This window comes from Ruminococcus sp. AF31-8BH, from assembly GCF_003460605.1.
In the GTDB taxonomy this organism is placed as follows: domain Bacteria; phylum Bacillota; class Clostridia; order Lachnospirales; family Lachnospiraceae; genus Blautia_A; species Blautia_A acetigignens.
The window spans coordinates 145872-167436 of record NZ_QTVN01000007.1 but is presented as its reverse complement, the minus strand read 5'-3'; the positions used below and the strand labels follow the sequence as shown (position 1 = coordinate 167436).

Sequence of the window (21565 nt, the reverse complement as noted above, 5' to 3'; positions counted from 1 at the left end):
CCTCTATTCTATTCGCCAAGGATCTTAACAATATCACCAAATACCTCATCCAGGTTCTTGGTACCGTCTACAGTTTTGAGTACGCCCTGTCCGGTATAGTAATCGATAAGCGGCTGAGTCTGCTCATGATATACGTTCAGACGCTTCTGTACAGTCTCCGGCTTGTCATCATCACGCAGTACAAGCTCTTCGCCGCATGTATCGCAAACGCCCTCTGTCTTCGGAGCTGCGAATACAACGTGATAGGTTGCGCCGCATTTTACGCATGCGCGTCTTCCGCCCATACGCTTTACAATGTTCTCATCCGGAACATCAACGTCGATTGCATAGTCGATCTTGCTTCCCAGCTTGCTTAAGGCATCGGTAAGGCACTCTGCCTGCGGAATGGTTCTCGGGAAACCATCCAGTACATAGCCGTTCTTGGCATCCGGCTGCTGGATTCTGTCCACAACAAGGTCGCAGGTAAGTTCATCCGGTACAAGCAGACCCTGATCCATATAAGTTTTTGCTTTCTTTCCAAGTTCTGTGCCATTCTTGATATTGGCACGGAAAATATCGCCTGTGGAAATGTGCGGAATGCTGTATTTCTCAGCGATTTTCTTTGCCTGGGTTCCTTTGCCTGCACCTGGTGCACCTAACATGATAATTCTCATAAAAAGCCCTCCACTTTCTCATACTACGAATTAAGGCTGTGACGCATAAGCACCACAACCTTTATTCTTTTAGTTGTTCAGGAAACCTTTATAATTGCGGACAAGCATCTGTGACTCGATCTGCTTCACAGTCTCCAGGATAACTCCAACAATAATGATGATGGAAGTACCGCCGAAGGATACGTTTGCTCCGAATACTCCATTGAAGAAGAACGGAATAACCGCAACGATAATCAGGCCTACTGCACCTATAAATATAATATAATTTAAGATTTTAGTCAAATAGTCTGACGTAGGTTTTCCTGGACGGATACCAGGAATAAAACCACCCTGCTTTTTGATATTGTCTGCTACTTCCAACGGGTTGAATGTGATGGAAGTATAGAAATATGCGAAGAATACGCATAATACAATATACAGAAGCAGTCCCCAGCTATACTGAAGCTGATTTGGATTACACCAGTTATTGGATGATAATCCTCGGATGATCTCACTGCCGATTCCAGTTCCGTTTGCTTTACCTGCAAGCTGTGCGATTACGCCCGGGAAGGACATAATTGAGGAAGCAAAGATAACCGGGATAACACCAGCAGTATTCACCTTCAACGGGATATTGGTAGTCTGACCGCCCATCAGTTTTCTGCCGACCATCTTTCTGGAATACTGAACAGGAATTCTTCTCTCAGCACCGTTGAGGATCAGTACGAATACGACCATAACAACAATGATTGCAAGAATAATAAGTCCTGCAAGCAGTCCTTTCGCAATTGTTTTACCTTTGATGAAGTTCTCATAAAGCAAAGATAAATCACTTGGGATTCTGGAAACAATATTAATAGTCAGGACGATGGAAATACCATTTCCAACACCCTTCTCAGTAATACGCTCACCAATCCACATCAGCATGGCTGAACCAGCTGTGAGACAAGCAACTACAGTTAAGCCCTTGAAGAAATTCATATTCGGGATCAAGCCCTGGCGACCGAAACCGATTGCCATAGCTACTGACTCAAACAACGCAAGACCAACAGTTACATAACGGGTAATGGCAGTAATTTTCTTTCTGCCCTCTTCTCCATCTCTCTGCATCTCTTCCAGTGCCGGAATGGCAATGGTAAGAAGCTGCATGATAATGGATGATGTAATGTATGGCGTGATGTTCAATGCAAAGATTGACATCTGGGTAAATGAGCCTCCGGTGAACGCATCAAAGAAGTTAAATGCGTCACCGGTGTTTTTTGCAAACCACTCTTTAAAGAAATCGCTGTCTACTCCCGGAACCGGAAGCTGTGATCCAATACGGATGACAAGAATCATCCATATAACATAGAGGAGTTTACGTCTCATCTCTTTTACTCTGAAAACGTTTTTGAGAGTTTCAAACATTTGATCACCTCTATTAGATCAGCTCTACTGTACCACCTGCTGCTTCGATTTTCTCTTTTGCAGTTTCACTTACAGCGTTAACCTTAACTGTAAGCTTCTTGGTAAGTTCGCCGTTTCCAAGGATCTTAACACCGTCGCCGGCTTTGGAAATAGCGCTGCTTGCGAGTAAGCTCTCAACTGTTACCTCTGCACCGTCCTCAAAACGATTCAGAACATCAACATTGATAGCAATGATCTCTTTAGAGTTTCTGTTTGTGAATCCTCTCTTAGGAAGACGTCTGTATAAAGGCATCTGTCCACCTTCAAATCCCGGTTTCTTGTGTCCGGAACGTGCTAACTGTCCTTTATGGCCTTTACCGGCTGTTTTGCCGTTTCCTGAACCATGTCCACGGCCTCTTCTGAAGTTATCGCTGTGCTTAGAACCCTCTGCTGGTCTTAAGTTTGATAATTCCATTATGGCACCTCCTTTTTGTAATTATGCTTCTTCTACTTTTACCAGGTGCTGTACCTGCTGAATCATTCCTCTTGTTGCCGCATTGTCTGGCATTTCAACTGTTTTGTGCATTTTGGTAAGACCCATTGCCTTAACAGTAAGTTTGTGCTTCGGAACTGCGCCAATCGGAGATTTTACTAAAGTAACTTTTAATGTATTTGCCATTTTAATATTCCTCCTTAAGCCAGAATCTCATCAACAGATTTTCCACGAAGTTTTGCAACTTCTTCCGGAGTTTTTAACTGTCTTAAGCCTTCGATGGTTGCAAGAACAACATTCTGCTTATTTCTGGATCCCATACATTTTGTACGGATGTTTTTGATACCAGCTAACTCGATAACGGCACGAGCCGGGCCGCCGGCGATAACTCCAGTACCTTCCGGAGCTCTCTTAAGAAGCATGGAAGCGCTTCCGTAAGAACCTACGAAGTCATGTGTGATGGAACCATTCTCATCTCTTGCTACGGTTACTAATTTCTTAATAGCGTCCTCTTTTCCTTTGCGGATTGCTTCCGGAATCTCGGCTGCCTTTCCAAGTCCTGCACCAACGTGTCCATTGCCGTCACCTACAACAACTAAAGCTGTGAAACGGAAGTTACGACCACCTTTAACAACCTTGGTAACACGCTTGATTGATACTACTTTATCTTCTAACTCTAACTGACTAGCATCAATAAGATTACGTTTCATGTGTTTCGCTCCTCCTTATTAGAATTTCAGTCCAGCTTCTCTTGCTGCATCTGCCAGTGCTTTTACTTTACCGTGGTAAATGTATCCGCCTCTGTCAAAAACAACTTCCTCGATGCCGGCTTCCACTGCCTTCTTACCGATTACAGTGCCAAGATATGCTGCTGCTGCAACATCGTCGGTGTTCTCAAGCTGTGCTTTTACGTCTTTCTGAAGAGTAGAAGCAGATACTAAAGTCTTTCCAACGGTGTCATCGATAATCTGTGCATAAATGTGTTTATTGGAACGAAATACTGCAAGACGCGGAGTTGTTGCAGTGCCATTTAAATGATGACGTAATCTTCTATGCTTTTTCTCGCGAATTTCCGCTCTAGATGCTTTATTAACCATTTTCTCACTCTCCTTAATTATTTCTTACCAGTCTTACCAACTTTACGTCTGATAACCTCAGTCTCATATTTGATTCCCTTGCCCTTATATGGCTCAGGTCTTCTCTTATCTCTGATTTCAGCCGCAAACTGTCCAACTTTTTCCTTGCTGATACCGGAAACGATAATCTTGTTACCGTCAACTTTGGTCTCAATACCTTCCGGATCTTCCATTTCTACCGGGTGAGAATATCCAAGGTTTAAAGTAAGCTTCTTACCCTGCTTAGCTGCTCTGTAACCAACACCGTTAACTTCAAGTGTCTTTGTATAACCTTCGCTTACACCAACAACCATGTTGTGGATAAGGCTTCTGGTTAAGCCGTGAAGGGCTTTCATTTTCTTTAAGTCGTTTGGTCTTGCAACAACTACATGACCATCTTCAACTTTGATTTCCATTTCTGTTGGAAGCGCTCTTTCAAGTGTTCCTTTTGGTCCTTTTACGGTTACTACGTTTCCTTCTGCAACAGATACTTCAACTCCTGCCGGGATAGCAACCGGAAGTCTACCGATACGTGACATACTATGTGTCCTCCTTACTTAGATTATCGGAGAGGTTACTGGAACCTCTCTGTTTTCAGTGTTTCGTCTACTTCTTGAATATATGGGGCCAAAGGCTTACCATACAAATGCAAGAACCTCGCCGCCTACCTGAAGTTTACGAGCTTCTTTGTCGGTGATAACACCTTTATTAGTGGAAAGGATTGCGATTCCAAGTCCTCCAAGAACCTTCGGAAGCTCATCCTTGCCAGCATAAACACGAAGACCTGGTTTAGAGATTCTCTTTAAACCTGTGATGATCTTCTCGTTTTTGTCTTCGCCATATTTCAGTGTGATATGGATGTTTTTTGCAACACCATCTTCAACTAAATCATATTTTGCAATGTATCCCTCATCAACAAGGATGTTAGCAATTGCAATTTTCATTTTGGATGCCGGAACATCTACTGTGTCATGTTTTGCAGTGTTTGCATTACGGATTCTTGTAAGCATATCTGCGATTGGATCGCTCATTGTCATGTTAGTTTCCTCCTCATATTCAGACTTTACATGTCATAGTGTATATAATAAATTTATGTGTTACCTGTAATAGCGGCTTACCAGGAAGCTTTCTTAACTCCCGGGATCTGTCCTTTGTAAGCTAACTCACGGAAGCAGATTCTGCAGATTCCGTATTTTCTTAAGTATGCATGTGGACGTCCACAAATTCTGCAGCGGCTGTACTCTCTTGTGGAGAACTTAGCTGGACGCTGCTGTTTGATTTTCATTGCTGTCTTAGCCATGAATCGTTCCTCCTATATCAGATCTGCTGACCCCGGCAAGAAGCCGGCGGTCAACTTTGGAATGTTCCTCTACTTATTTCGCAAAAGGCATGTTGAACAGCTTCAGTAACTCACGAGCTTCCTCATCAGTTTTTGCTGTTGTAACGAAGATAATGTCCATACCTCTTACTTTGTCAACTTTATCGTACTCAACTTCTGGGAAGATCAGCTGCTCTTTGATACCAAGAGCATAGTTTCCTCTTCCGTCGAAAGCGTTAGGATTAACGCCGCGGAAGTCACGTACACGTGGAAGTGCCAGGTTGATCAGACGATCAGCGAACTCATACATCTTCTCGCCTCTTAATGTTACTTTACATCCGATCGGCATTCCCTCTCTGATTTTGAAGTTAGCGACAGATTTCTTTGCCTTTGTAGCAATTGCTTTCTGTCCTGTGATCAGCTCCATATCTGCGATAGCAGCGTCAAGAAGCTTAGCGTTTTCTTTGGCCTCACCAACACCCATGTTAATTACGATCTTGTCGAGTTTTGGCACTTCCATAACGTTTTTATATCCGAATTTCTTGGTCATGGCATCCATGATCTCATTAGTGTAAAGTTCTTTTAATCTACTCACTTATGTCTGCCTCCTCTCTCAATTAATCGATAACCTTACCTGTTGCCTTAGCAACGCGGACTTTTTTGTCTCCATCCATCTTAAAGCCGACTCTTGTAGCTTTTCCGTCTGCCATAAGCATTACGTTGGAGATGTGAAGCGGAGCTTCTTTTGTAACGATTCCACCATTCTGGTTTGCAGCGGATGGTTTGGTGTGTTTTGTAACCATATTAACGTTCTCTACTAATACGGTATTGTCTTTTACGTTAACGGCAAGGACTTTGCCTTCTTTGCCTTTATCTTTACCAGCGATTACTGTAACAGTATCACCTTTTTTAATCTTCATAGCTGACATTAGGCACCCTCCTATAATACTTCCGGAGCTAAGGAAACGATCTTCATGAATTTCTTCTCACGAAGCTCTCTGGCAACTGGTCCAAAGATACGTGTTCCTCTCGGAGTTAAGTCGTCTTTAATGATTACGGCAGCATTTTCATCGAAACGGATATAGGATCCGTCTTTACGACGAGCGCCTTTTTTGGATCTAACTACAACAGCCTTTACTACGTCACCTTTTTTAACAACGCCGCCTGGTGTTGCATCTTTAACAGTAGCAACGATTGTATCGCCAATGTTTGCATATCTTCTTGTAGAGCCACCCATAACACGGATACAAAGGATTTCTTTTGCACCAGTGTTGTCGGCAACTTTCAGTCTTGTTTCCTGCTGAATCATACTGGTTATCCTCCTTATTTAACTCTCTCTACAACTTCAACCAGTCTCCATCTCTTGTCCTTGGACAGCGGTCTGGTCTCCATAACCTTTACGGTATCACCGATGTTGCACTCATTGTTTTCATCATGAGCTTTTAATTTATATGTTCTCTTCACGATTTTCTTGTAAAGAGGATGTTTTACATGGTCTTCAATTGCAACTACGATGGTCTTGTCCATCTTATTGCTGACAACCTTACCCACGCGGGTTTTTCTCAGATTTCTTTCCACGATTATGTCCTCCTAAATTCACTATTTGGAAGCGTTAGCTTTCGCAGTGATCACTGTCTGGATTCTGGCAATATTTCTGCGAACCTCTTTGATTCGTCCTGTATTGTCTAATTGATTGGTTGCATTCTGAAATCTCAGATTGAAAAGTTCTTTCTTAGCAGCTACTAATTCGTCGTTTAATTCTGCAGCTGATTTTGCCTGTAAATCTTCTACGAATTTATTAATTTTCACTGTTATCACCGCCTTCTAACTCTGCACGAGAAACTATTTTGCATTTACATGGTAACTTGTGCATTGCAAGACGTAATGCCTCACGAGCGATTTCTTCAGAAACGCCTGCGATCTCAAACATAACACGTCCTGGTTTAACAACTGCTACCCAGTATTCCAGGGCACCTTTTCCGGAACCCATACGAGTTTCTGCTGGTTTTGCTGTTACTGGTTTATCTGGGAAAATCTTGATCCAAACCTTACCACCACGTTTGATATAACGGGTCATAGCAACACGGGCTGCCTCGATCTGATTAGATCTGATCCAGCAAGGCTCGGTAGCAACAAGACCGAATTCACCATAATTGATCTGATTACCTCTAAGGGCTTTTCCTCTCATGGAGCCACGGAATTGTTTACGACGTTTAACTCTTTTTGGCATTAACATTATTTATCGCTCCCTTCCTTAGTTCCTTTTGTTGGAAGAATCTCACCATTGTAGATCCATGCCTTTACACCAACTTTGCCATATGTGGTGTCTGCTTCTGCGAAACCATAATCGATATCTGCACGAAGTGTCTGAAGCGGGATAGTTCCATCGCTGTAGAACTCTGTACGAGCCATATCAGCTCCGCCAAGACGTCCGGATACGGATGTTTTGATTCCCTTAGCACCGGATTTCATTGTACGCTGCATTGTAGATTTCATAGCACGTCTGAAGGAGATACGGTTCTCCAGCTGAAGAGCGATGTTCTCTGCAACAAGCTGAGCATCTCTGTCTGGTCTCTTAACTTCTTTAATATCAACGATAAGCTTCTTGTCTGTATATTTAGCAAGTTCAGCTTTTACTTTCTCGATCTCTGCGCCGCCTTTACCGATTACGATACCAGGTTTTGCTGTGTAGATGATAACTTTTACTCTGTCAGATGCTCTCTCGATCTCGATTTTGGAAACACCTGCGCTGTATAATTTCTTTTTAAGGAATGTTCTGATGTTGTAATCCTCAACCAGATAGTCTGCGAAATCGCTCTCTGCATACCATCTTGAATCCCAATCCTTGATAACACCGACTCTAAGGCCATGTGGGTTAACTTTCTGTCCCATGCTTATCCTCCTTATTTCTCATCCAGCACGATGGTAATATGGCTTGTTCTCTTCTCGATTCTGTAAGCTCTACCCTGTGCTCTTGGCTGGATTCTCTTCATTGTAGGTCCTTTATTTGCATAGCAGGCTGCAACTACGAGATTGTCTGCGTTCATTCCGTTATTATTCTCAGCGTTAGCAATAGCTGATTCCAGTAACTTTTTGATTACGCTGGAAGCGTATCTTGGGTTGTATGTCAGGATACCAAGTGCTGTCTGCACATCTTTGCCACGGATTGCATCTAAAACGTAGCAGGCTTTCTGAACAGAAATTCTTGCATAAGATAATTTTGCAGACGGTCTTGTCTCTCTATTATTCTCATTTCTGGCTCTCTTAATCTGGCTTCTATGTCCTTTTGCCATTTTAAAGTGCCTCCTTTCGTCATATTCAATATTCAGGGAAACACCGCGCATGCCCGAACCGCTCCTTGCGGATCAGGCAGCCTGGTGAAAAATTCTAACTAGCGAACACCGGATTTCTTTTCGTCTTTTCCGTGTCCTCTGTAGGTTCTGGTAGCAACAAACTCACCAAGTTTGTGACCAACCATATCCTCAGTAATATATACCGGCACATGTTTTCTTCCGTCATGGACAGCGATTGTATGTCCAACAAAAGACGGGAAGATTGTGGAACGGCGAGACCAAGTTTTGATTACGGATTTATCATTTGCAGCGTTTAATGCGTCTACTTTTTTAAGTAAGCTCTGATCTGCAAAAGGTCCTTTTTTCAGTGAACGAGACATTCTTAATCCTCCTTATTATTTGCTTAAAGCTTTTCCATCGCGTCTTCTTACGATGAGCTTGTTGGACGCTTTGTTTTTCTTTCTTGTCTTCAGACCAAGAGCAGGTTTGCCCCAAGGTGTACACGGACCTGGACGTCCAACCGGAGCGCGGCCCTCTCCACCACCATGTGGATGGTCATTCGGGTTCATGACAGAACCGCGAACTGTAGGTCTGATTCCCATGTGACGCTTACGACCAGCTTTACCGATGTTAATCAGGTTGTGATCGCCGTTTCCGATGATACCTACTGTTGCACGGCAGATGATCGGAACCATTCTCATCTCACCAGATGGGAGACGAAGTGTAGCGTACTTGCCTTCTTTAGCCATAAGCTGAGCGCCGTTTCCTGCGGAACGAACCATCTGGCCGCCCTTTCCAGGATGAAGCTCGATGTTATGAACCATAGTACCAACCGGGATAAGCTCTAACGGTAAGCAGTTACCTACACGGATTTCAGCTTCCGGTCCGTTCATAACTTTCTGTCCAACTTTAAGTCCTTCTGGAGCAAGAATGTATGCTTTCTCGCCGTCTGCATAGCAGATAAGAGCGATATTAGCTGTTCTGTTTGGATCGTACTCAATAGATTTCACTACTGCCGGGATTCCATCTTTTCTTCTCTTGAAGTCGATGATTCTATATTTTCTTCTGCTTCCGCCTCCGTGGTGTCTTACAGTGATCTTACCCTGGTTGTTGCGTCCAGCAGTTTTCTTTAAGGACACGGTAAGGGATTTCTCTGGTGTAGTCTTAGTGATCTCAGAGAAGTCGGAACCAGTCATATGTCTTCTAGACGGTGTATATGGGTTATAACTTTTGATTCCCATTTCTTTTCTCCTTTCAAATTTGTTCTCACGCTTTTGAATGCGTATAAAGTGCTATCAATTAAAGGCCTTCGAAGATCTCGATGTCCTTGCTGTCCTCTGTAAGGGCAACGATAGCTTTTTTGGATTTAGCAGTTTTTCCAACTACCATTCCACGGCGTTTTTTCTTACCATCAAGATTCATGGTATTTACGCTCTTAACTTTTGTTCCATCGAACATTTTCTCAACAGCTTCTTTGATCTGAGCTTTGTTTGCTTCCGGATGAACAAGGAAAGTGTATTTCTTCTCACCCATAGCAGCCATGGATTTTTCAGTGATCACTGGTCTTTTGATCACGTCATAATATTTAATATCAGCCATTATGCGTATACCTCCTCGATGGATGCTACAGCGTCTTTAGTTACTACTACAGTACCGTGGCTCATAACATCATATACGTTGATGCCGTTAGCTGCTACTGTCTGTACGTTCTCGATGTTTCTTGCGGAAAGGATTACGTTCTTATCTTCCTCTGCTGTTACGATAAGAGCTTTCTCTGCTTTCAGGTTTGTAAGAACCTTCTGCATTTCTTTTGTCTTAGCTTCAGCAATTGCAAGGCTGTCAACAACTACGAATTTATTGTCCTGAACTTTGGAAGTCAGAGCGGATTTAAGAGCTGCTCTTCTTTCTTTCTTGTTCATTTTCACTTCATAATCTCTTGGAGTCGGTGCGAAAATAATTCCGCCGCCTGTCCACTGTGCAGCACGGATGGATCCCTGTCTTGCATGACCGGTTCCTTTCTGTCTCCACGGTTTTCTTCCGCCGCCGCTTACTTCAGAGCGAGTTTTCGCTTTCTGAGTACCCTGGCGTTTATTTGCAAGCTGACGAACAACTGCAAGATGAACAAGATGCTCATTGATCTCAACGCCAAATACTGCATCGTTCAGCTCCATTGTTCCAACTTCATTGCCTTCCATATTATAAACAGTTACGTTTGCCATTTGTGTGCTCCTCCTTTCTTATTATAAGGACTTTACTGTCTCTTTGATTGTAACCAAGGATTTCTTAGGTCCTGGAACAGCACCTTTAACTAACAGTAAGTTATTCTCTGTATCTACGCGTACGATCTCAAGATTCTGAACAGTTACCTGCTCGCTTCCCATATGACCTGGCATGTGTTTTCCTTTGAATACCTTGCTCGGATCAGAACAAGCACCATTGGAACCTGCATGACGATGATATTTGGAACCGTGAGCCATAGGTCCTCTGGACTGTCCATGTCTCTTGATTGCACCCTGGAAACCTTTACCTTTGGAAACAGCTGTTGCATCGATGTGATCGCCAGCTGCAAAGATATCAGCTTTAATTTCCTGTCCTACTTCATATTCAGCAGCGTTCTCGAAACGGAACTCTTTTACGAATCTCTTAACTGCAACGCCTGCTTTTGCAAAGTGGCCTGTTTCCGGTTTGTTCACCAGTTTCTCTCTGATGTCGCCGAAGCCAACCTGAACTGCTGTATATCCATCGTTCTCATCTGTTTTAACCTGAGTTACAACACATGGACCAGCCTGTAAAACGGTTACCGGAATTAACATTCCATCTTCGTTGAAGATCTGAGTCATTCCGACTTTGGTAGCTAAAATAGCTTTCTTCATCTTTCTTCCTCCTATAGCGGATTGCCCTCTCGGGTAATCATATAATAAATAGCTAAATGCTTATGCATTTACAAGATTAATTATTTTGCCTTCATCTTGATGTCGATATGAACACCAGCAGGCATTTCCAGTCTGGACAGAGCATCAACTGTCTTCTGGGTCGGAGCAATGATATCAATCAGTCTCTTATGTGTTCTCTGCTCGAACTGCTCTCTGGAATCTTTATATTTGTGAACAGCTCTTAAGATTGTAACAACCTCTTTCTTAGTTGGAAGCGGAACTGGACCGCTAACTGTTGCACCATTCTTCTTAACAGTATCGATGATCTTTGCAGCAGATGCATCTACTAACTGATGATCGTAAGCTTTTAATGTGATTCTCATTACCTGATTTGCCATAAAAAAAGTCTCCTCCTATTCGTACTCACTATCAGTACGACAAGCGGCGACTGTACACATCTCCGTGTGTGTCCTAAAACACCTTCGTGCTTTGGTTCTTCACACACTCCCATCCCCTAGATGGCTATTGAACTTGTACAGTGACTTGTCGTCAGTTTCCTAACTTGACATTCGCTCCACGGAAAACCTGCCTTTCTGGCAGCAACCTCACGCTTCATTGCTATCATGTCACAGCAGATATTAGTATACACAAGGTTTTCAAAGATTGCAAGTGTTTTTTTCAAAAAATCGAAATATTTTTTGTACTAATTTAAATACAATTTTTGTGCAGATATTTTGTCTTTTTTCCTATTATAATAATACCAGCATCCAAAGATTCAATAGCTTAATTCAGAACAATGCCGTTGCAGGAAAGCATAACCGCAACTGCCTGATGCCCGTAATCCTGTTTTCACTTTAAATGAGACTGATGAAAATACGCATCTTCAATCGGATGCAGAGCCCGTGACGAAGGCTTTGTCTTTGAAACTATCGTATCGTCTACAATACAAAAAACAGGCTTTCCGGTGCGTGCTACTTCTGAATAAATAATCTCAATGACAGAACGCTTTAATATATCTGAAAGTAATAAATCATCCCATTTCCCAGAATTGAGAAAATGGGCAATTGTAGTTCTATGACAAGAACTGCTTTTAGCAAAGTCTGTGGTTTTCCCATGGGATCCTGAGCTGAAAATGCTGATCAGAATGCTCATGAGGTGATTTACCACTCTGTTGGAATAAGATTTGCATAAGTCAAATTTCTTAAACTGGTTGTATATGAATGACGAATGATGTATCGTATCTGTGAGAGACACCTTCTTTCTCGTGAATGTTGCAAATATTTTGTTTGGTCACTTTCATTGTACAACATAATCGAATTTAAGGTTTCTTTCTTTTATGCAAAATCACAAACTTGCTCATTTATAGCTGAAATAATATGAATATCCATATTTTAAGTAGTTATTCATTTTTTAGTAGGCTTTTACGATTTAGCAAGTAAAAGTTTTCTAGAAGAAAAATAGCCGCCAGCCAAATGAACACCTTAGAGTCTGTTAAAAAACGCTCTAAAGCGCACATCAGCCAGCAGCCTTTTATCAAGAAGCGTATTTATTATGTAGCAATTACATTATCTTTTTTGTGAACTTCCAGTTTTTATTCCATTATCAGTTCAGCACGTTTTTCTTCCGAAAGCATCACTGCTTGTATATCATTTTTGAATGTTCTTCCAGGTAGCAGGCACAGTATATGTGCACATTCTTTATGAACAGCATACTGTGAGCCATGAATAATAAATGGATCTAATTTTACAAAAGTGCCCTGCGGCACCAGAAAGGCTTCCAGATTATCAACACTGAATGTCTTTCCCGGCAAAGGTGTTCCCACAAATATAATCATATCATCGTCAAGAGCAAGCAATCCTTCACAGGTAAACTGATGTGCCTCCAGCATAGAAATTTCCATTTTTTCCGGCTTCACTGCCTGACATACCGATATTGTTGGCAATGTTGTATTACCAAGATCCAGTTTCACTACATCTGCAAAAAAACTATACGGAAAAATAGATTTCTCAGCCAAGGATTTATCATCCAGTAAATTTTGGTACTCTCCATATTTTGCAAATTTTTCCTTACTTAACAGCTGTACTTTTATTGTTTTCATATCAGCATCCTCCACTCATAAACAGCTCGGGCCAGGTTCATCTACAGAATCCAACTTTATATCCAAATATCTTGCAGCTTCCTTTAATACAGAAAACATCTTTCCATAAATGCCTCCCAAATGATGGATATAAGGACCAAACATAAGTTTTTCTTCCCACTTTTTCCAGTTATCTGTTTCCATCCAGACATAGGTACCAGTTGTAGCCGGTCCAGTTGTTGTTCTTGCTTCTCCAGCAAACAGACAATATTCGCCATTAACTTCATCGAACCTACATACAGTCAATTCCCCCTGCTTCAATTCAAACTGCCCCTGTCCGCCTACAATTTTCGCCTGGCTGTTCTCTGCCTTCAAAGAATATGGAAATGGTCCACAGTGCCATAACAGTTCTGCATTATCATTTTCCGGATGTCGAATTGTCAAGTCTGCTAAAAACTCAGCCTGTTCTCCCAATGTACAAGCACGTAAAATTGACATGGTAATAGCTCCATTAATGTCTGTTTCACATGCTACCGGAATTCCTAAGTCTGTCAATTCTCCAATTACAGCACAAGATGGCAACTTCATTAAAGCGCAGGTTGGCCAGCATTCAATTGCAGCTACATTACAATGATTCCGGGTAAGTGTTGATACTAATGCCACCTTAAATGCCACAAGTCTATCCGTATAATCATCGTCCATGGCAGAACAATCCATACGCATTTTTAAATCCTTCACTTGTTTCTCAAAATCTTCGCCTCTGGCTTCCAGTATTTTGTTTACTTCCATCTGCAGCATTACTGGTGCAATTGCTACCGTCTGAATACCAAACTTTTTCATTAATTTGGTTTCATCTGTCATCACACTGCGAAATGGAGAAGGCCGTTCCCCAATTTTGGCAATACGCAGACCTCTTACATCTTTAACAATGCAGGCTATACGGACAAATTTTTCATAACCGTTGCGAAATTCCTCAGTATCTGCCGGAACATTAAAAATATAACTGTATGTAATGCCATAACGGCGTAATACCTTAGTTGCTGCAAACATACCACATTGCGTATCTCTTCCTCTCTTTTGCGGTGTGTTTGGATATTCATCCCGTGCTCCCCAGACTAGCACCGGAACATGGAACTTTGATACTACATCAACAACAGCGCCTTCATCACCAAAATCACAAAATGGTACAAATATTGCATCTACATTTTCTTTGCGAAACTTATCCACAACCGCCGGTGCAAAAGCCTCATTCTCAATAATTCCATTGGTACAGATATCATCAATATCCACCAAAGTAACATTTTCAGCTTTAATGCTTCGGATAACCGGCATGAATTTTTCTTTTTCTCTGGTTGCTGTCTCAAGGTCCAGCATTCCTCTTCTTGTAGGCAAAACCCCAATTTTAACATTTGCTTTATACATGCTCTAACCCTCTTCGGTAAAAATTAACTCTCTCATCAATCTCCGTGTAATCTATTTCGCCAGTATCTAAAAATTTTTGCAATGTTTCCGAATTTGGAATTCCTGCTCTTCCTCCAATTCTGGTACATTTAATAGCGGAAACAGCACTGGCGGCCCTTGCACACTCCATTACGCTCTGTCCTTTAAGTAACTGTGCCAGAAATGCACCATGAAAAACATCTCCAGCTCCTACCGTATCTACAACATCAACAGAAAACGCCGGAAGGACAAAAAAGCCTTCCTTACTGTAGCCTACACAGCCTTTCTCGCCGAAAGTGAACACAACGATCTTCGGTCCTGATGCAAATATTTCCCTGCATTCTTCTTCCAGTTTCTCCAGACCTTTTTCCTTGCTCTCCGGGAACAGACCATCAAATACAAATTCAGACCCAATAAAAACATCAATCTTCGGAATCATCTCTTTAAGTGCCTCAGAATAAAAGTCCGCATCAATAAAAATTTCTGTTCCATTTTCTCTTGCAAAATCTACTATTTTTCCGGTTAGCTCTGATGTATCTGCAATAAACAGATATCTGGAATTTTTAATTTTATTCCAGCCAACCTCAGATTCAAGAAGCTTCGGTATAGTTCCTTTCTTAAATAAAATCGTCCTTGACTGTGTTTTCTGGTCACTTACTACGATACTGAAATGTGTTGCCGCATTTTTATGCAACACCATATCATCCACGTTAATTCCATGACGCACAAAATCAGCGTAACAGAATCTTCCATAGACATCATCTCCTAATGTTCCCCCGGCAGCACACTTTCCTCCCAGCCTTGCGCAAGCTACCAGACCACTTGATACCTTACCGCCACCCTGCCAGGATAAGCCTGTAATTAATGCCCCATGATTTTTCTGTGGCAAATTTTTAAGATTCAAATTCAGATCTATGCAGGGAGCATCCAATCCATATACGTCAAACTGCCTTTTCATATCTCTCCCCCCCGTTTTACATAGAAAATTTATTAGGATTCAACAGACGCATCTTTCCTGCTACAAAATCAATCATTCCTTTTCTAGAAATAAACAGCATTTTCAATCCATTGCCGTCATGTCCTGTTGCTTCCATTCCCTGCTCCATAGAACGATACATAGCGGTAAAATATTCCGTTGCAATATTAAACTTGCTCATGCCAAGATTCACAGCTTCCTGCATTTGTTCGTCAGGGATTCCGGAACATCCGTGCATAACCAGCGGAATTGAAACTGCCTTTCTGATCTCTTTAATGCGATCAAAATCCAGATCTGGTTTCTGGATGTAGTTACCATGTGCATTTCCTACAGCAATTGCAAGAGAACCGCATCCTGTCCTCTCCACGAACTCCACAGCCTTGTCTACATTAGTAAAATGATCTGTATTTGTTAAATCATCAAGATTCTGTGCATTTCCTACATGCCCCAGTTCAGCTTCCACATCCACATCAAAAATAGATGCTGTTTTCACCACCGCTTTGGTAACTTCAATATTTTCTTCATACGGTAGCGCAGATCCATCAACCATAACGGACGGAAAACCATCACGTATACCACCAACTGCAATTTCATAAGAAGCAGAATGGTCCAGATGCACAGCAACCGGTACAGTAGCTTTATTCGCAAGATCCTTTGCCATATAAGAAATATGTTTCAACGGAATATACTTATCCAACCCCGGAAAAAACTGAATAATTACAGGTACTCTTTCAGCCTCAGCAGCCGCAATTGCACAGCTGATGGTTTCATAATTAACTGTATTAATGGCAGCAACACCGTAATGATGTTCGGTAGCATGCTGAAGTAATTCGTTTACTTTTACAAGTGACATTTTTATTCCCCCTTTACTTTTGTATCAAAAAACAGCTGATACTCAGGCATTTTTTCGCAAAACGCACTGCTTATTTCATCTATTTTTTTGTAATCTTCCTGCTCCATGATAAAATCAAGCGCTTTCAGATTGTCAAGTGCATGCTCGGCATTTGCACCTCCCACAATCGGCGCTGTAAGATTCGGATTTTTTACAAGCCAGTTAATACAGATCTGTGTTGCGCTGTGATCATATTTTTTTCCTAATTCAATAAGGGCATCCGTTACCTCCAGGCATTCTTCATAAACACCTGGCTGAAACAATGCAGCCTTCGCACGCCCACCTGTAATCTGAGTATCTTTTGTAAACCTGCCGGTAAGCAATCCCTGTGCCAGTGTACTGTAAGGAATCACCCCAATATTTTCTTTTACGCAATAAGGTAGGATATCTTTATCGATATAGCGCCACAGCAAATTATAACAAGGCTGAATTACATCTACTGTACCGTAAGCAGATGCCTCCTTAAGCATATCTAAAGTGAAATTTGAAACACCAATACTTCTGATTTTTCCCTTTCTCTTCAGCTCATTTATGCTCTCCATAGCCAATTCCATTGACGTTCCTGCCTGCGGTGGATAATGTAAAAAATAAACATCCAGATAATCCATTCCCAGCCTCTTTAAGCTTTGATCGCAAGCCTCTTCCATTTCTTTCTTTCCATAATGCAATGGCCATACTTTAGAAAAAACAACAACAGACTCTCTGTCCGTCCCTTTTAATGCTTCTCCCAGCACTTTCTCCGCTCTTCCCATTCCATAAACTTCTGCAGTATCAAAAGTATTGATTCCATGTTCCAGGTATGTCTTAATGCATCGAATGCTGTTTGTATCCTCTATACTTCCAAAATAATCACCGCCTACAGACCAGCATCCCATAACAAATGGTGATACTTTTATTGCAGTATTTCCTAATTTTTTATATTCCATAAGTATATCCTCCCACAGGATTATCTTTCTTGTCCTTCATTGTTTTTACGATATTCATTTGGTGTCATACCATTCATTTTTTTAAATTGCTTGGAAAAATGTGCAAAACTTGGATATCCAACTGTTTCTGCAATCTGGCTGATACTAAGAGTACTTTGCAGGAGTAATCTTCTTGCCTCTCTCATTCTGCTTCTTTGAATATATTCACTTAACGATATTCCATTCTGGCTACGAAACAGTTTAGACAGATAACTGGGAGATAAATAAAAATCACTTGCGATCTGGCTTCTTGTTACACTGTCCAGGTATTTTTTTATATATGCTTTAATATCTGCAATAATCTGATCTTCTTTTTCCACATAGTTAATCTGTTCTGAAATCATAGCTGCCTCAGATAAAATCAATTTCTCCATGCAGGAAACATTAACAACTGCCCGTTCTTCTAGCTCCCTGTTACGCAATTTTGTCACTACTTGATACGTTGTAAGATTACATTCTTTTAAAATATTAACTGACATCATATTCCAGTCTGCCAAAACCGCATGCAAAAAATGAGAATCAATTGCCTGTGTACGCTTTACTCCGTCAAAATATCCGCAGACCCTCTGTTCAAACAAATCCAGTCTTTTCTCCAGAAGCAATGCTCTCCATTCATCAATTTCTGGTTCGTTATAGGCAGTGTCCAACCTTTTGCTGAAATCTTTTTCCAGGAAAACGCCGCTCTCACGGTTCAAATTATCCAGAAAGATTTCTTCCAGTTTTCGGATATGTGAATGAACATTTATAATCTCACAACATTCACTAAGATAACAAATTGTCTTATGATGATAAAAAGAAGAAAAAGTTTCAGCAAAACATTCTGCTGCATGCTTCAACTGTTTATATGGAAATGGATTTGCACCTGAAAAAACAGCAACAAACTGGGCATAACTGTTATATGACAAAAATTCCAGTCCGATATGCTCTTTTTCCACAATCTCTCTCAATATATTCTCACAGGTGAAGCTTAACAGCTCTTTGCTAAAATTCTCTTGTTCTTCTTCAAGACAGATCAACATCGCTACAAAGCTTTGTCCCTGCGTATAACTCAGCTTATCCTTTTTTATCCTGCTCGCCAGATTTTCCTGCGTTACTATATTTTCCTCATTTACCAATTCTCGCCAGAACATTTCTTTCACCAGATTCTGATGCGATATCCAGTTATTTCCAAGTTCCTGCAGCTGTTGCTGTTTCTGATAATCAATTCGTTTCGTGACAAGCTTCTTTACAATGTCTTCCAGAACATTTCTGTCTACCGGTTTCAGGAGGTAATCAAAGCACTGATATTTCACGGCCAGCTGAGCATAAGAAAAATCAGCATAACTTGTGAGCAAGATCGTCTCTGAACGTATATTCTGATTTTTTAGCCACTCCAGAAGATCAAATCCATTTTGTACCGGCATTTCAATATCCGTAATCAAAAAATCAATCTGCTTATTCAGGAAAACCTCTTTTGCCTGCTCCACACTATATACTCCGATAAGCTCCTCAATGCCAAAGGCCTCCCAATTTAGCTGTTTGCGCAAAAATGCAACAACATATTTGTTATCGTCTACAATCAAAAGCTTCATCTGTTTCCTCCTGTGGTATATGAATTTCCACACATGCGCCTCCATTTTCGGCGCAGGAAAACTCAACATTGGCCTGTCCTTCATAAATTAATTTCAATCTCTGAATCACATTATTGATACCAATGTGTCTTCCCAGCTTTTCTTTCGGATAAATTCCCTGTCTGAATCCTTCAAGCATTTCCTTCTGAAAGCCTTCTCCATTATCCGTGATACGAATACATAATACCTTTTTTTCTGTCCATACCCTTAACCCAATTTGCAGAATTCCTTCCCGTCCGACCGTATGCTTAATGGAGTTTTCCAGAAAGGTGCTGATCATCAATACAGGAATTTTCCGATTTTTGGCACTTTCCTCTATCTCAGAAGTAAATATAATCTGATTACTGTTCCACTCGTCATTGACCGCTATAACATCGTTCATATGGGATACTTCCTGCCCCACTGTGACCATATCCATGCAATCATGCATAATATATCGGTAATAATTGGCAAGACATACTGTAAGCTTATTGATTTTCTCAATTTCATTGTTCTCTGCCATTGCAGACAACATTGTAAGACAATTGGCAAAAAAATGAGGCCTGATCTGCAAATTTCTGAAGTTAATTTCCAACTGTTTTTTTTCAAGCTCGTTTGCATAGAGCTTCGTTGTAAGGCTATCCGCTCTTTTTCCAAGCTTATCCAGAATTTCATAAGCATCTTGTAAAGAAGTGTCATTCTCTGGCTTTCCTGTTTCACTGTCTGCTGTCTGATATTTCTCTAATATCTCTATTAGATTTTGAGTCGGAACCAAAAAAGAACGTCTTACATACCGGGTTAATTCAATCAGAATTCCAATCACCCACATTAACATAAGTATTTGGAAAATCTGAATAAGCATTTGCCATTTAAGGCCTCCATCTTTAGAAATGGTAATCTGAACTGAAAAGTCCGTATTACAGTTTGGAAAGCTGTAACACAACACACTGTTTCCCCACAGATGAAATTGCTTCTCATCTTGTTCTTTGTGCCCTGGCAGAAGTTCCACCTGCCCATATTTTCCCCAGTCAATTGTATTAATTCCAGACAGGAGATCACATTCTCTCGTCCAGGTACCCAGCATATAGTTTTCATAATGCCAGCTGGACAGAATTACCCTGCCAGCTGGTGTTTCTGCAAGATACCAGACTCCGCTTTTGTTTTCTTCATTATCCATCTTCAGGCGTTCTTTTAATGTATTTCGTATTTCCCGATATTGTGAAAACTGTATGTCGACCCTGGTCAGTTCAAGAAAGCTGTCCTTCTCTCTGTCATATACGAAATAGTTATAAGGAATGTCAGCCATCTCTCCCAGCAATTTATAAATCATCTGTAAATCTGATATTTTATTGACTCTTTCCAAATCGTTCATCTGATACATATTACGGTAATCCCGCCTGAGAATTACCGTCTGGTTCATGTAATTTGAATTATTCTGCAATTCTGACTCTATTTTCTGTACAAAACGATCTGCAATCTGCACCATCTGCTGCTCATCTGTCTGACGTTTCTGTACGTAAAAAGCGATCAGTACCAAAGTGCATATACATTGCAGTACAATACTAATAATCAGGAACTTTTTTAAATATCTGACAAAAAAGGGCTGAGTCATAATAATAAAACCTATCCTTTCACAGCTCCCAGCGTAATTCCTTCTTCAAAGTATTTTTGTAAAAATGGATACAAAATCAATACCGGCAGCATTGCTACAAAAGCAATTGCCATTCTGAGACTGATGCTGGGGATTTGTCCTGTCCCGCTGCTTCTGCCAAACTGTGTCAGATACTGAATATTTTTCACCATGACGTTCAGAAGCTGCTGGATAGAATATTTCGATGAATCACTTACATAGTATAATCCATTCATCCAGTCATTCCAATACGCCAAACCGGAAAAAATACCGATTGTAACAAAAATAGACTTTCCAAGGGGTAACACAATGTTTGTAAAAATTTTAAATTCTGAAGCCCCATCTATTCTGGCAGATTCATAAAGTGCTTCTGGAATGTTCCCTTTCAAATAAGTTTTTACAATGATCGCATTAAATGCACTGAACAGCAGGTTCGGAACAAGCAGTGCAAAATATGTATCTTTAATATGCAAAACGGTAGTATAGATCATATACGTCGGCACCATTCCGCCATTAAATAACATTACAAATAAAATCAGAAATGAGAAAATCTTTTTGCCGGGTAACTTGTCCAGAGACAGTGGATAAGCTACCATTGCAGTAATCAAAACATTGATAACAGTACCCACCGCAGTGACGCAGATTGTCGTAATATAAGCCCTAAGTATTGTTTCTCTGGATTCCCAAATATAAGAATAAGCTGCGAAACTGATTTCTTTTGGAAAAATAGAATATCCATTGATCAGAAGGGAATTTTCTTCCGTTATGGATGACATAAACAGCAGCAGGAATGGGAAGAAAATAACCAGCATCACAATCGACAGGATAATATATGCGGCAATTTCAAAATGTTTGTCTTGCTTTGATTTTACCATGTCACTCTCCT

At 41.0% G+C, this 21565-nt stretch carries 32 protein-coding genes; all 32 read right to left on the bottom strand.

What is annotated here, in order from left to right:
* Window positions 1-8: 8 nt before the first annotated feature.
* Entirely contained in the window at window positions 9-653 is a 645-nt protein-coding gene (locus DWZ38_RS10630; protein WP_117852561.1) for an adenylate kinase, read from the bottom strand.
* A gap of 69 nt (window positions 654-722) precedes the next feature.
* Complete coding sequence (gene secY / locus DWZ38_RS10625; protein WP_117852559.1) at window positions 723-2039, bottom strand: preprotein translocase subunit SecY; 1317 nt, start codon at window positions 2037-2039, stop codon at window positions 723-725.
* Between the two features lie 13 nt (window positions 2040-2052).
* Complete coding sequence (gene rplO, locus DWZ38_RS10620; RefSeq protein WP_117852557.1) at window positions 2053-2493, bottom strand: 50S ribosomal protein L15; 441 nt, start codon at window positions 2491-2493, stop codon at window positions 2053-2055.
* Window positions 2494-2514: 21 nt separating this feature from the next.
* Window positions 2515-2697 (bottom strand): 50S ribosomal protein L30, encoded by a 183-nt coding sequence (gene rpmD / locus DWZ38_RS10615; RefSeq protein WP_117852555.1) that lies wholly within the window; start codon window positions 2695-2697, stop codon window positions 2515-2517.
* 14 nt (window positions 2698-2711) lie between these two features.
* Window positions 2712-3221 carry a 30S ribosomal protein S5 gene (gene rpsE / locus DWZ38_RS10610; RefSeq protein WP_117852552.1) on the bottom strand — a complete coding sequence of 170 codons (510 nt, stop codon included), beginning with the start codon at window positions 3219-3221 and terminating at the stop codon, window positions 2712-2714.
* Between the two features lie 18 nt (window positions 3222-3239).
* Window positions 3240-3608: a 50S ribosomal protein L18 gene (rplR, locus tag DWZ38_RS10605; RefSeq protein WP_117852550.1), complete on the bottom strand. Its 369-nt coding sequence runs from the start codon at window positions 3606-3608 to the stop codon at window positions 3240-3242.
* 17 nt (window positions 3609-3625) lie between these two features.
* A complete protein-coding gene (gene rplF, locus DWZ38_RS10600) occupies window positions 3626-4165 on the bottom strand; it encodes a 50S ribosomal protein L6 (protein WP_117852547.1) in 540 nt (179 codons plus the stop codon).
* A gap of 96 nt (window positions 4166-4261) precedes the next feature.
* Window positions 4262-4663, bottom strand: coding sequence for a 30S ribosomal protein S8 (rpsH, locus tag DWZ38_RS10595; RefSeq protein ID WP_117852545.1), 402 nt, complete (start codon window positions 4661-4663; stop codon window positions 4262-4264).
* Window positions 4664-4740: 77 nt separating this feature from the next.
* Window positions 4741-4926: a type Z 30S ribosomal protein S14 gene (locus DWZ38_RS10590; RefSeq protein WP_117852543.1), complete on the bottom strand. Its 186-nt coding sequence runs from the start codon at window positions 4924-4926 to the stop codon at window positions 4741-4743.
* Window positions 4927-4999: 73 nt separating this feature from the next.
* Window positions 5000-5539 carry a 50S ribosomal protein L5 gene (rplE, locus tag DWZ38_RS10585; protein WP_117852540.1) on the bottom strand — a complete coding sequence of 180 codons (540 nt, stop codon included), beginning with the start codon at window positions 5537-5539 and terminating at the stop codon, window positions 5000-5002.
* A 22-nt stretch (window positions 5540-5561) separates the two neighbouring features.
* Window positions 5562-5873 carry a 50S ribosomal protein L24 gene (gene rplX / locus DWZ38_RS10580; RefSeq protein WP_117852538.1) on the bottom strand — a complete coding sequence of 104 codons (312 nt, stop codon included), beginning with the start codon at window positions 5871-5873 and terminating at the stop codon, window positions 5562-5564.
* An 11-nt stretch (window positions 5874-5884) separates the two neighbouring features.
* The gene (rplN, locus tag DWZ38_RS10575) at window positions 5885-6253 is read right to left on the bottom strand and encodes a 50S ribosomal protein L14 (protein ID WP_022067326.1); all 369 of its coding nucleotides are present in this window, start codon (window positions 6251-6253) and stop codon (window positions 5885-5887) included.
* 14 nt (window positions 6254-6267) lie between these two features.
* Entirely contained in the window at window positions 6268-6525 is a 258-nt protein-coding gene (gene rpsQ / locus DWZ38_RS10570) for a 30S ribosomal protein S17 (protein WP_117852536.1), read from the bottom strand.
* Window positions 6526-6543: 18 nt separating this feature from the next.
* The gene (gene rpmC / locus DWZ38_RS10565) at window positions 6544-6753 is read right to left on the bottom strand and encodes a 50S ribosomal protein L29 (RefSeq protein WP_117852533.1); all 210 of its coding nucleotides are present in this window, start codon (window positions 6751-6753) and stop codon (window positions 6544-6546) included.
* Window positions 6743-7180: a 50S ribosomal protein L16 gene (rplP, locus tag DWZ38_RS10560; protein WP_117852531.1), complete on the bottom strand. Its 438-nt coding sequence runs from the start codon at window positions 7178-7180 to the stop codon at window positions 6743-6745. Before rplP ends, rpmC begins: the two co-directional genes overlap by 11 nt.
* Window positions 7180-7836 carry a 30S ribosomal protein S3 gene (gene rpsC / locus DWZ38_RS10555; RefSeq protein WP_117852529.1) on the bottom strand — a complete coding sequence of 219 codons (657 nt, stop codon included), beginning with the start codon at window positions 7834-7836 and terminating at the stop codon, window positions 7180-7182. Before rpsC ends, rplP begins: the two co-directional genes overlap by 1 nt.
* Before the next feature lie 11 nt (window positions 7837-7847).
* On the bottom strand, window positions 7848-8237 hold the full coding sequence (rplV, locus tag DWZ38_RS10550) for a 50S ribosomal protein L22 (protein WP_117852663.1): 390 nt from the start codon (window positions 8235-8237) through the stop codon (window positions 7848-7850).
* 98 nt (window positions 8238-8335) lie between these two features.
* On the bottom strand, window positions 8336-8617 hold the full coding sequence (rpsS, locus tag DWZ38_RS10545; RefSeq protein WP_015526921.1) for a 30S ribosomal protein S19: 282 nt from the start codon (window positions 8615-8617) through the stop codon (window positions 8336-8338).
* 15 nt (window positions 8618-8632) lie between these two features.
* Window positions 8633-9478 carry a 50S ribosomal protein L2 gene (gene rplB, locus DWZ38_RS10540; protein ID WP_117852526.1) on the bottom strand — a complete coding sequence of 282 codons (846 nt, stop codon included), beginning with the start codon at window positions 9476-9478 and terminating at the stop codon, window positions 8633-8635.
* Between the two features lie 58 nt (window positions 9479-9536).
* On the bottom strand, window positions 9537-9836 hold the full coding sequence (gene rplW, locus DWZ38_RS10535; protein WP_117852524.1) for a 50S ribosomal protein L23: 300 nt from the start codon (window positions 9834-9836) through the stop codon (window positions 9537-9539).
* Entirely contained in the window at window positions 9836-10456 is a 621-nt protein-coding gene (gene rplD, locus DWZ38_RS10530) for a 50S ribosomal protein L4 (RefSeq protein WP_117852522.1), read from the bottom strand. The genes rplW and rplD overlap by 1 nt, the downstream gene beginning before the upstream one ends.
* 21 nt (window positions 10457-10477) lie before the next feature.
* A complete protein-coding gene (gene rplC / locus DWZ38_RS10525; RefSeq protein ID WP_117852520.1) occupies window positions 10478-11110 on the bottom strand; it encodes a 50S ribosomal protein L3 in 633 nt (210 codons plus the stop codon).
* Between the two features lie 80 nt (window positions 11111-11190).
* The gene (gene rpsJ, locus DWZ38_RS10520; protein ID WP_117852518.1) at window positions 11191-11508 is read right to left on the bottom strand and encodes a 30S ribosomal protein S10; all 318 of its coding nucleotides are present in this window, start codon (window positions 11506-11508) and stop codon (window positions 11191-11193) included.
* A gap of 451 nt (window positions 11509-11959) precedes the next feature.
* Window positions 11960-12262 (bottom strand): transposase, encoded by a 303-nt coding sequence (locus DWZ38_RS10515; RefSeq protein WP_243000233.1) that lies wholly within the window; start codon window positions 12260-12262, stop codon window positions 11960-11962.
* Between the two features lie 439 nt (window positions 12263-12701).
* Window positions 12702-13208 (bottom strand): ureidoglycolate lyase, encoded by a 507-nt coding sequence (locus DWZ38_RS10510; protein WP_117852516.1) that lies wholly within the window; start codon window positions 13206-13208, stop codon window positions 12702-12704.
* 15 nt (window positions 13209-13223) lie between these two features.
* Window positions 13224-14609, bottom strand: a complete 1386-nt coding sequence (locus DWZ38_RS10505; RefSeq protein WP_117852514.1) for a fucose isomerase — start codon at window positions 14607-14609, stop codon at window positions 13224-13226.
* Window positions 14602-15585: a carbohydrate kinase family protein gene (locus DWZ38_RS10500; RefSeq protein WP_117852512.1), complete on the bottom strand. Its 984-nt coding sequence runs from the start codon at window positions 15583-15585 to the stop codon at window positions 14602-14604. Before DWZ38_RS10500 ends, DWZ38_RS10505 begins: the two co-directional genes overlap by 8 nt.
* Before the next feature lie 16 nt (window positions 15586-15601).
* Window positions 15602-16456: a class II fructose-bisphosphate aldolase gene (locus DWZ38_RS10495; protein WP_117852510.1), complete on the bottom strand. Its 855-nt coding sequence runs from the start codon at window positions 16454-16456 to the stop codon at window positions 15602-15604.
* Between the two features lie 2 nt (window positions 16457-16458).
* Window positions 16459-17421, bottom strand: coding sequence for an aldo/keto reductase (locus tag DWZ38_RS10490; protein WP_117852508.1), 963 nt, complete (start codon window positions 17419-17421; stop codon window positions 16459-16461).
* Window positions 17422-17441: 20 nt separating this feature from the next.
* Complete coding sequence (locus DWZ38_RS10485; protein WP_178105315.1) at window positions 17442-19031, bottom strand: helix-turn-helix domain-containing protein; 1590 nt, start codon at window positions 19029-19031, stop codon at window positions 17442-17444.
* A complete protein-coding gene (locus tag DWZ38_RS10480; protein ID WP_117852503.1) occupies window positions 19006-20661 on the bottom strand; it encodes a histidine kinase in 1656 nt (551 codons plus the stop codon). Before DWZ38_RS10480 ends, DWZ38_RS10485 begins: the two co-directional genes overlap by 26 nt.
* 11 nt (window positions 20662-20672) lie before the next feature.
* Window positions 20673-21554 (bottom strand): carbohydrate ABC transporter permease, encoded by an 882-nt coding sequence (locus DWZ38_RS10475; protein ID WP_117852501.1) that lies wholly within the window; start codon window positions 21552-21554, stop codon window positions 20673-20675.
* Between the last annotated feature and the right edge of the window lie 11 nt (window positions 21555-21565).

What these genes read in the sequence shown, in the direction of transcription:
- rplR (WP_117852550.1), bottom strand. Translation starts at nt 3,608, where the DNA reads ATGGTTAATAAAGCATCTAGAGCGGAAATTCGCGAGAAAAAGCATAGA.
- rplV (WP_117852663.1), bottom strand. Translation starts at nt 8,237, where the DNA reads ATGGCAAAAGGACATAGAAGCCAGATTAAGAGAGCCAGAAATGAGAAT.
- DWZ38_RS10490 (WP_117852508.1), bottom strand. Translation starts at nt 17,421, where the DNA reads ATGGAATATAAAAAATTAGGAAATACTGCAATAAAAGTATCACCATTT.
- DWZ38_RS10495 (WP_117852510.1), bottom strand. Translation starts at nt 16,456, where the DNA reads ATGTCACTTGTAAAAGTAAACGAATTACTTCAGCATGCTACCGAACAT.
- DWZ38_RS10475 (WP_117852501.1), bottom strand. Translation starts at nt 21,554, where the DNA reads ATGGTAAAATCAAAGCAAGACAAACATTTTGAAATTGCCGCATATATT.
- DWZ38_RS10515 (WP_243000233.1), bottom strand. Translation starts at nt 12,262, where the DNA reads ATGAGCATTCTGATCAGCATTTTCAGCTCAGGATCCCATGGGAAAACC.
- rplO (WP_117852557.1), bottom strand. Translation starts at nt 2,493, where the DNA reads ATGGAATTATCAAACTTAAGACCAGCAGAGGGTTCTAAGCACAGCGAT.
- DWZ38_RS10630 (WP_117852561.1), bottom strand. Translation starts at nt 653, where the DNA reads ATGAGAATTATCATGTTAGGTGCACCAGGTGCAGGCAAAGGAACCCAG.
- rplP (WP_117852531.1), bottom strand. Translation starts at nt 7,180, where the DNA reads ATGTTAATGCCAAAAAGAGTTAAACGTCGTAAACAATTCCGTGGCTCC.
- DWZ38_RS10480 (WP_117852503.1), bottom strand. Translation starts at nt 20,661, where the DNA reads ATGACTCAGCCCTTTTTTGTCAGATATTTAAAAAAGTTCCTGATTATT.
- DWZ38_RS10510 (WP_117852516.1), bottom strand. Translation starts at nt 13,208, where the DNA reads ATGAAAACAATAAAAGTACAGCTGTTAAGTAAGGAAAAATTTGCAAAA.
- rplB (WP_117852526.1), bottom strand. Translation starts at nt 9,478, where the DNA reads ATGGGAATCAAAAGTTATAACCCATATACACCGTCTAGAAGACATATG.
- secY (WP_117852559.1), bottom strand. Translation starts at nt 2,039, where the DNA reads ATGTTTGAAACTCTCAAAAACGTTTTCAGAGTAAAAGAGATGAGACGT.
- rpsS (WP_015526921.1), bottom strand. Translation starts at nt 8,617, where the DNA reads ATGTCTCGTTCACTGAAAAAAGGACCTTTTGCAGATCAGAGCTTACTT.
- rplN (WP_022067326.1), bottom strand. Translation starts at nt 6,253, where the DNA reads ATGATTCAGCAGGAAACAAGACTGAAAGTTGCCGACAACACTGGTGCA.
- rplX (WP_117852538.1), bottom strand. Translation starts at nt 5,873, where the DNA reads ATGTCAGCTATGAAGATTAAAAAAGGTGATACTGTTACAGTAATCGCT.
- rplD (WP_117852522.1), bottom strand. Translation starts at nt 10,456, where the DNA reads ATGGCAAACGTAACTGTTTATAATATGGAAGGCAATGAAGTTGGAACA.
- DWZ38_RS10500 (WP_117852512.1), bottom strand. Translation starts at nt 15,585, where the DNA reads ATGAAAAGGCAGTTTGACGTATATGGATTGGATGCTCCCTGCATAGAT.
- DWZ38_RS10485 (WP_178105315.1), bottom strand. Translation starts at nt 19,031, where the DNA reads ATGAAGCTTTTGATTGTAGACGATAACAAATATGTTGTTGCATTTTTG.
- rplF (WP_117852547.1), bottom strand. Translation starts at nt 4,165, where the DNA reads ATGTCACGTATCGGTAGACTTCCGGTTGCTATCCCGGCAGGAGTTGAA.
- DWZ38_RS10590 (WP_117852543.1), bottom strand. Translation starts at nt 4,926, where the DNA reads ATGGCTAAGACAGCAATGAAAATCAAACAGCAGCGTCCAGCTAAGTTC.
- rplW (WP_117852524.1), bottom strand. Translation starts at nt 9,836, where the DNA reads ATGGCTGATATTAAATATTATGACGTGATCAAAAGACCAGTGATCACT.
- rpsE (WP_117852552.1), bottom strand. Translation starts at nt 3,221, where the DNA reads ATGAAACGTAATCTTATTGATGCTAGTCAGTTAGAGTTAGAAGATAAA.
- DWZ38_RS10505 (WP_117852514.1), bottom strand. Translation starts at nt 14,609, where the DNA reads ATGTATAAAGCAAATGTTAAAATTGGGGTTTTGCCTACAAGAAGAGGA.
- rpsH (WP_117852545.1), bottom strand. Translation starts at nt 4,663, where the DNA reads ATGACAATGAGCGATCCAATCGCAGATATGCTTACAAGAATCCGTAAT.
- rpsJ (WP_117852518.1), bottom strand. Translation starts at nt 11,508, where the DNA reads ATGGCAAATCAGGTAATGAGAATCACATTAAAAGCTTACGATCATCAG.
- rpsC (WP_117852529.1), bottom strand. Translation starts at nt 7,836, where the DNA reads ATGGGACAGAAAGTTAACCCACATGGCCTTAGAGTCGGTGTTATCAAG.
- rplC (WP_117852520.1), bottom strand. Translation starts at nt 11,110, where the DNA reads ATGAAGAAAGCTATTTTAGCTACCAAAGTCGGAATGACTCAGATCTTC.
- rpmD (WP_117852555.1), bottom strand. Translation starts at nt 2,697, where the DNA reads ATGGCAAATACATTAAAAGTTACTTTAGTAAAATCTCCGATTGGCGCA.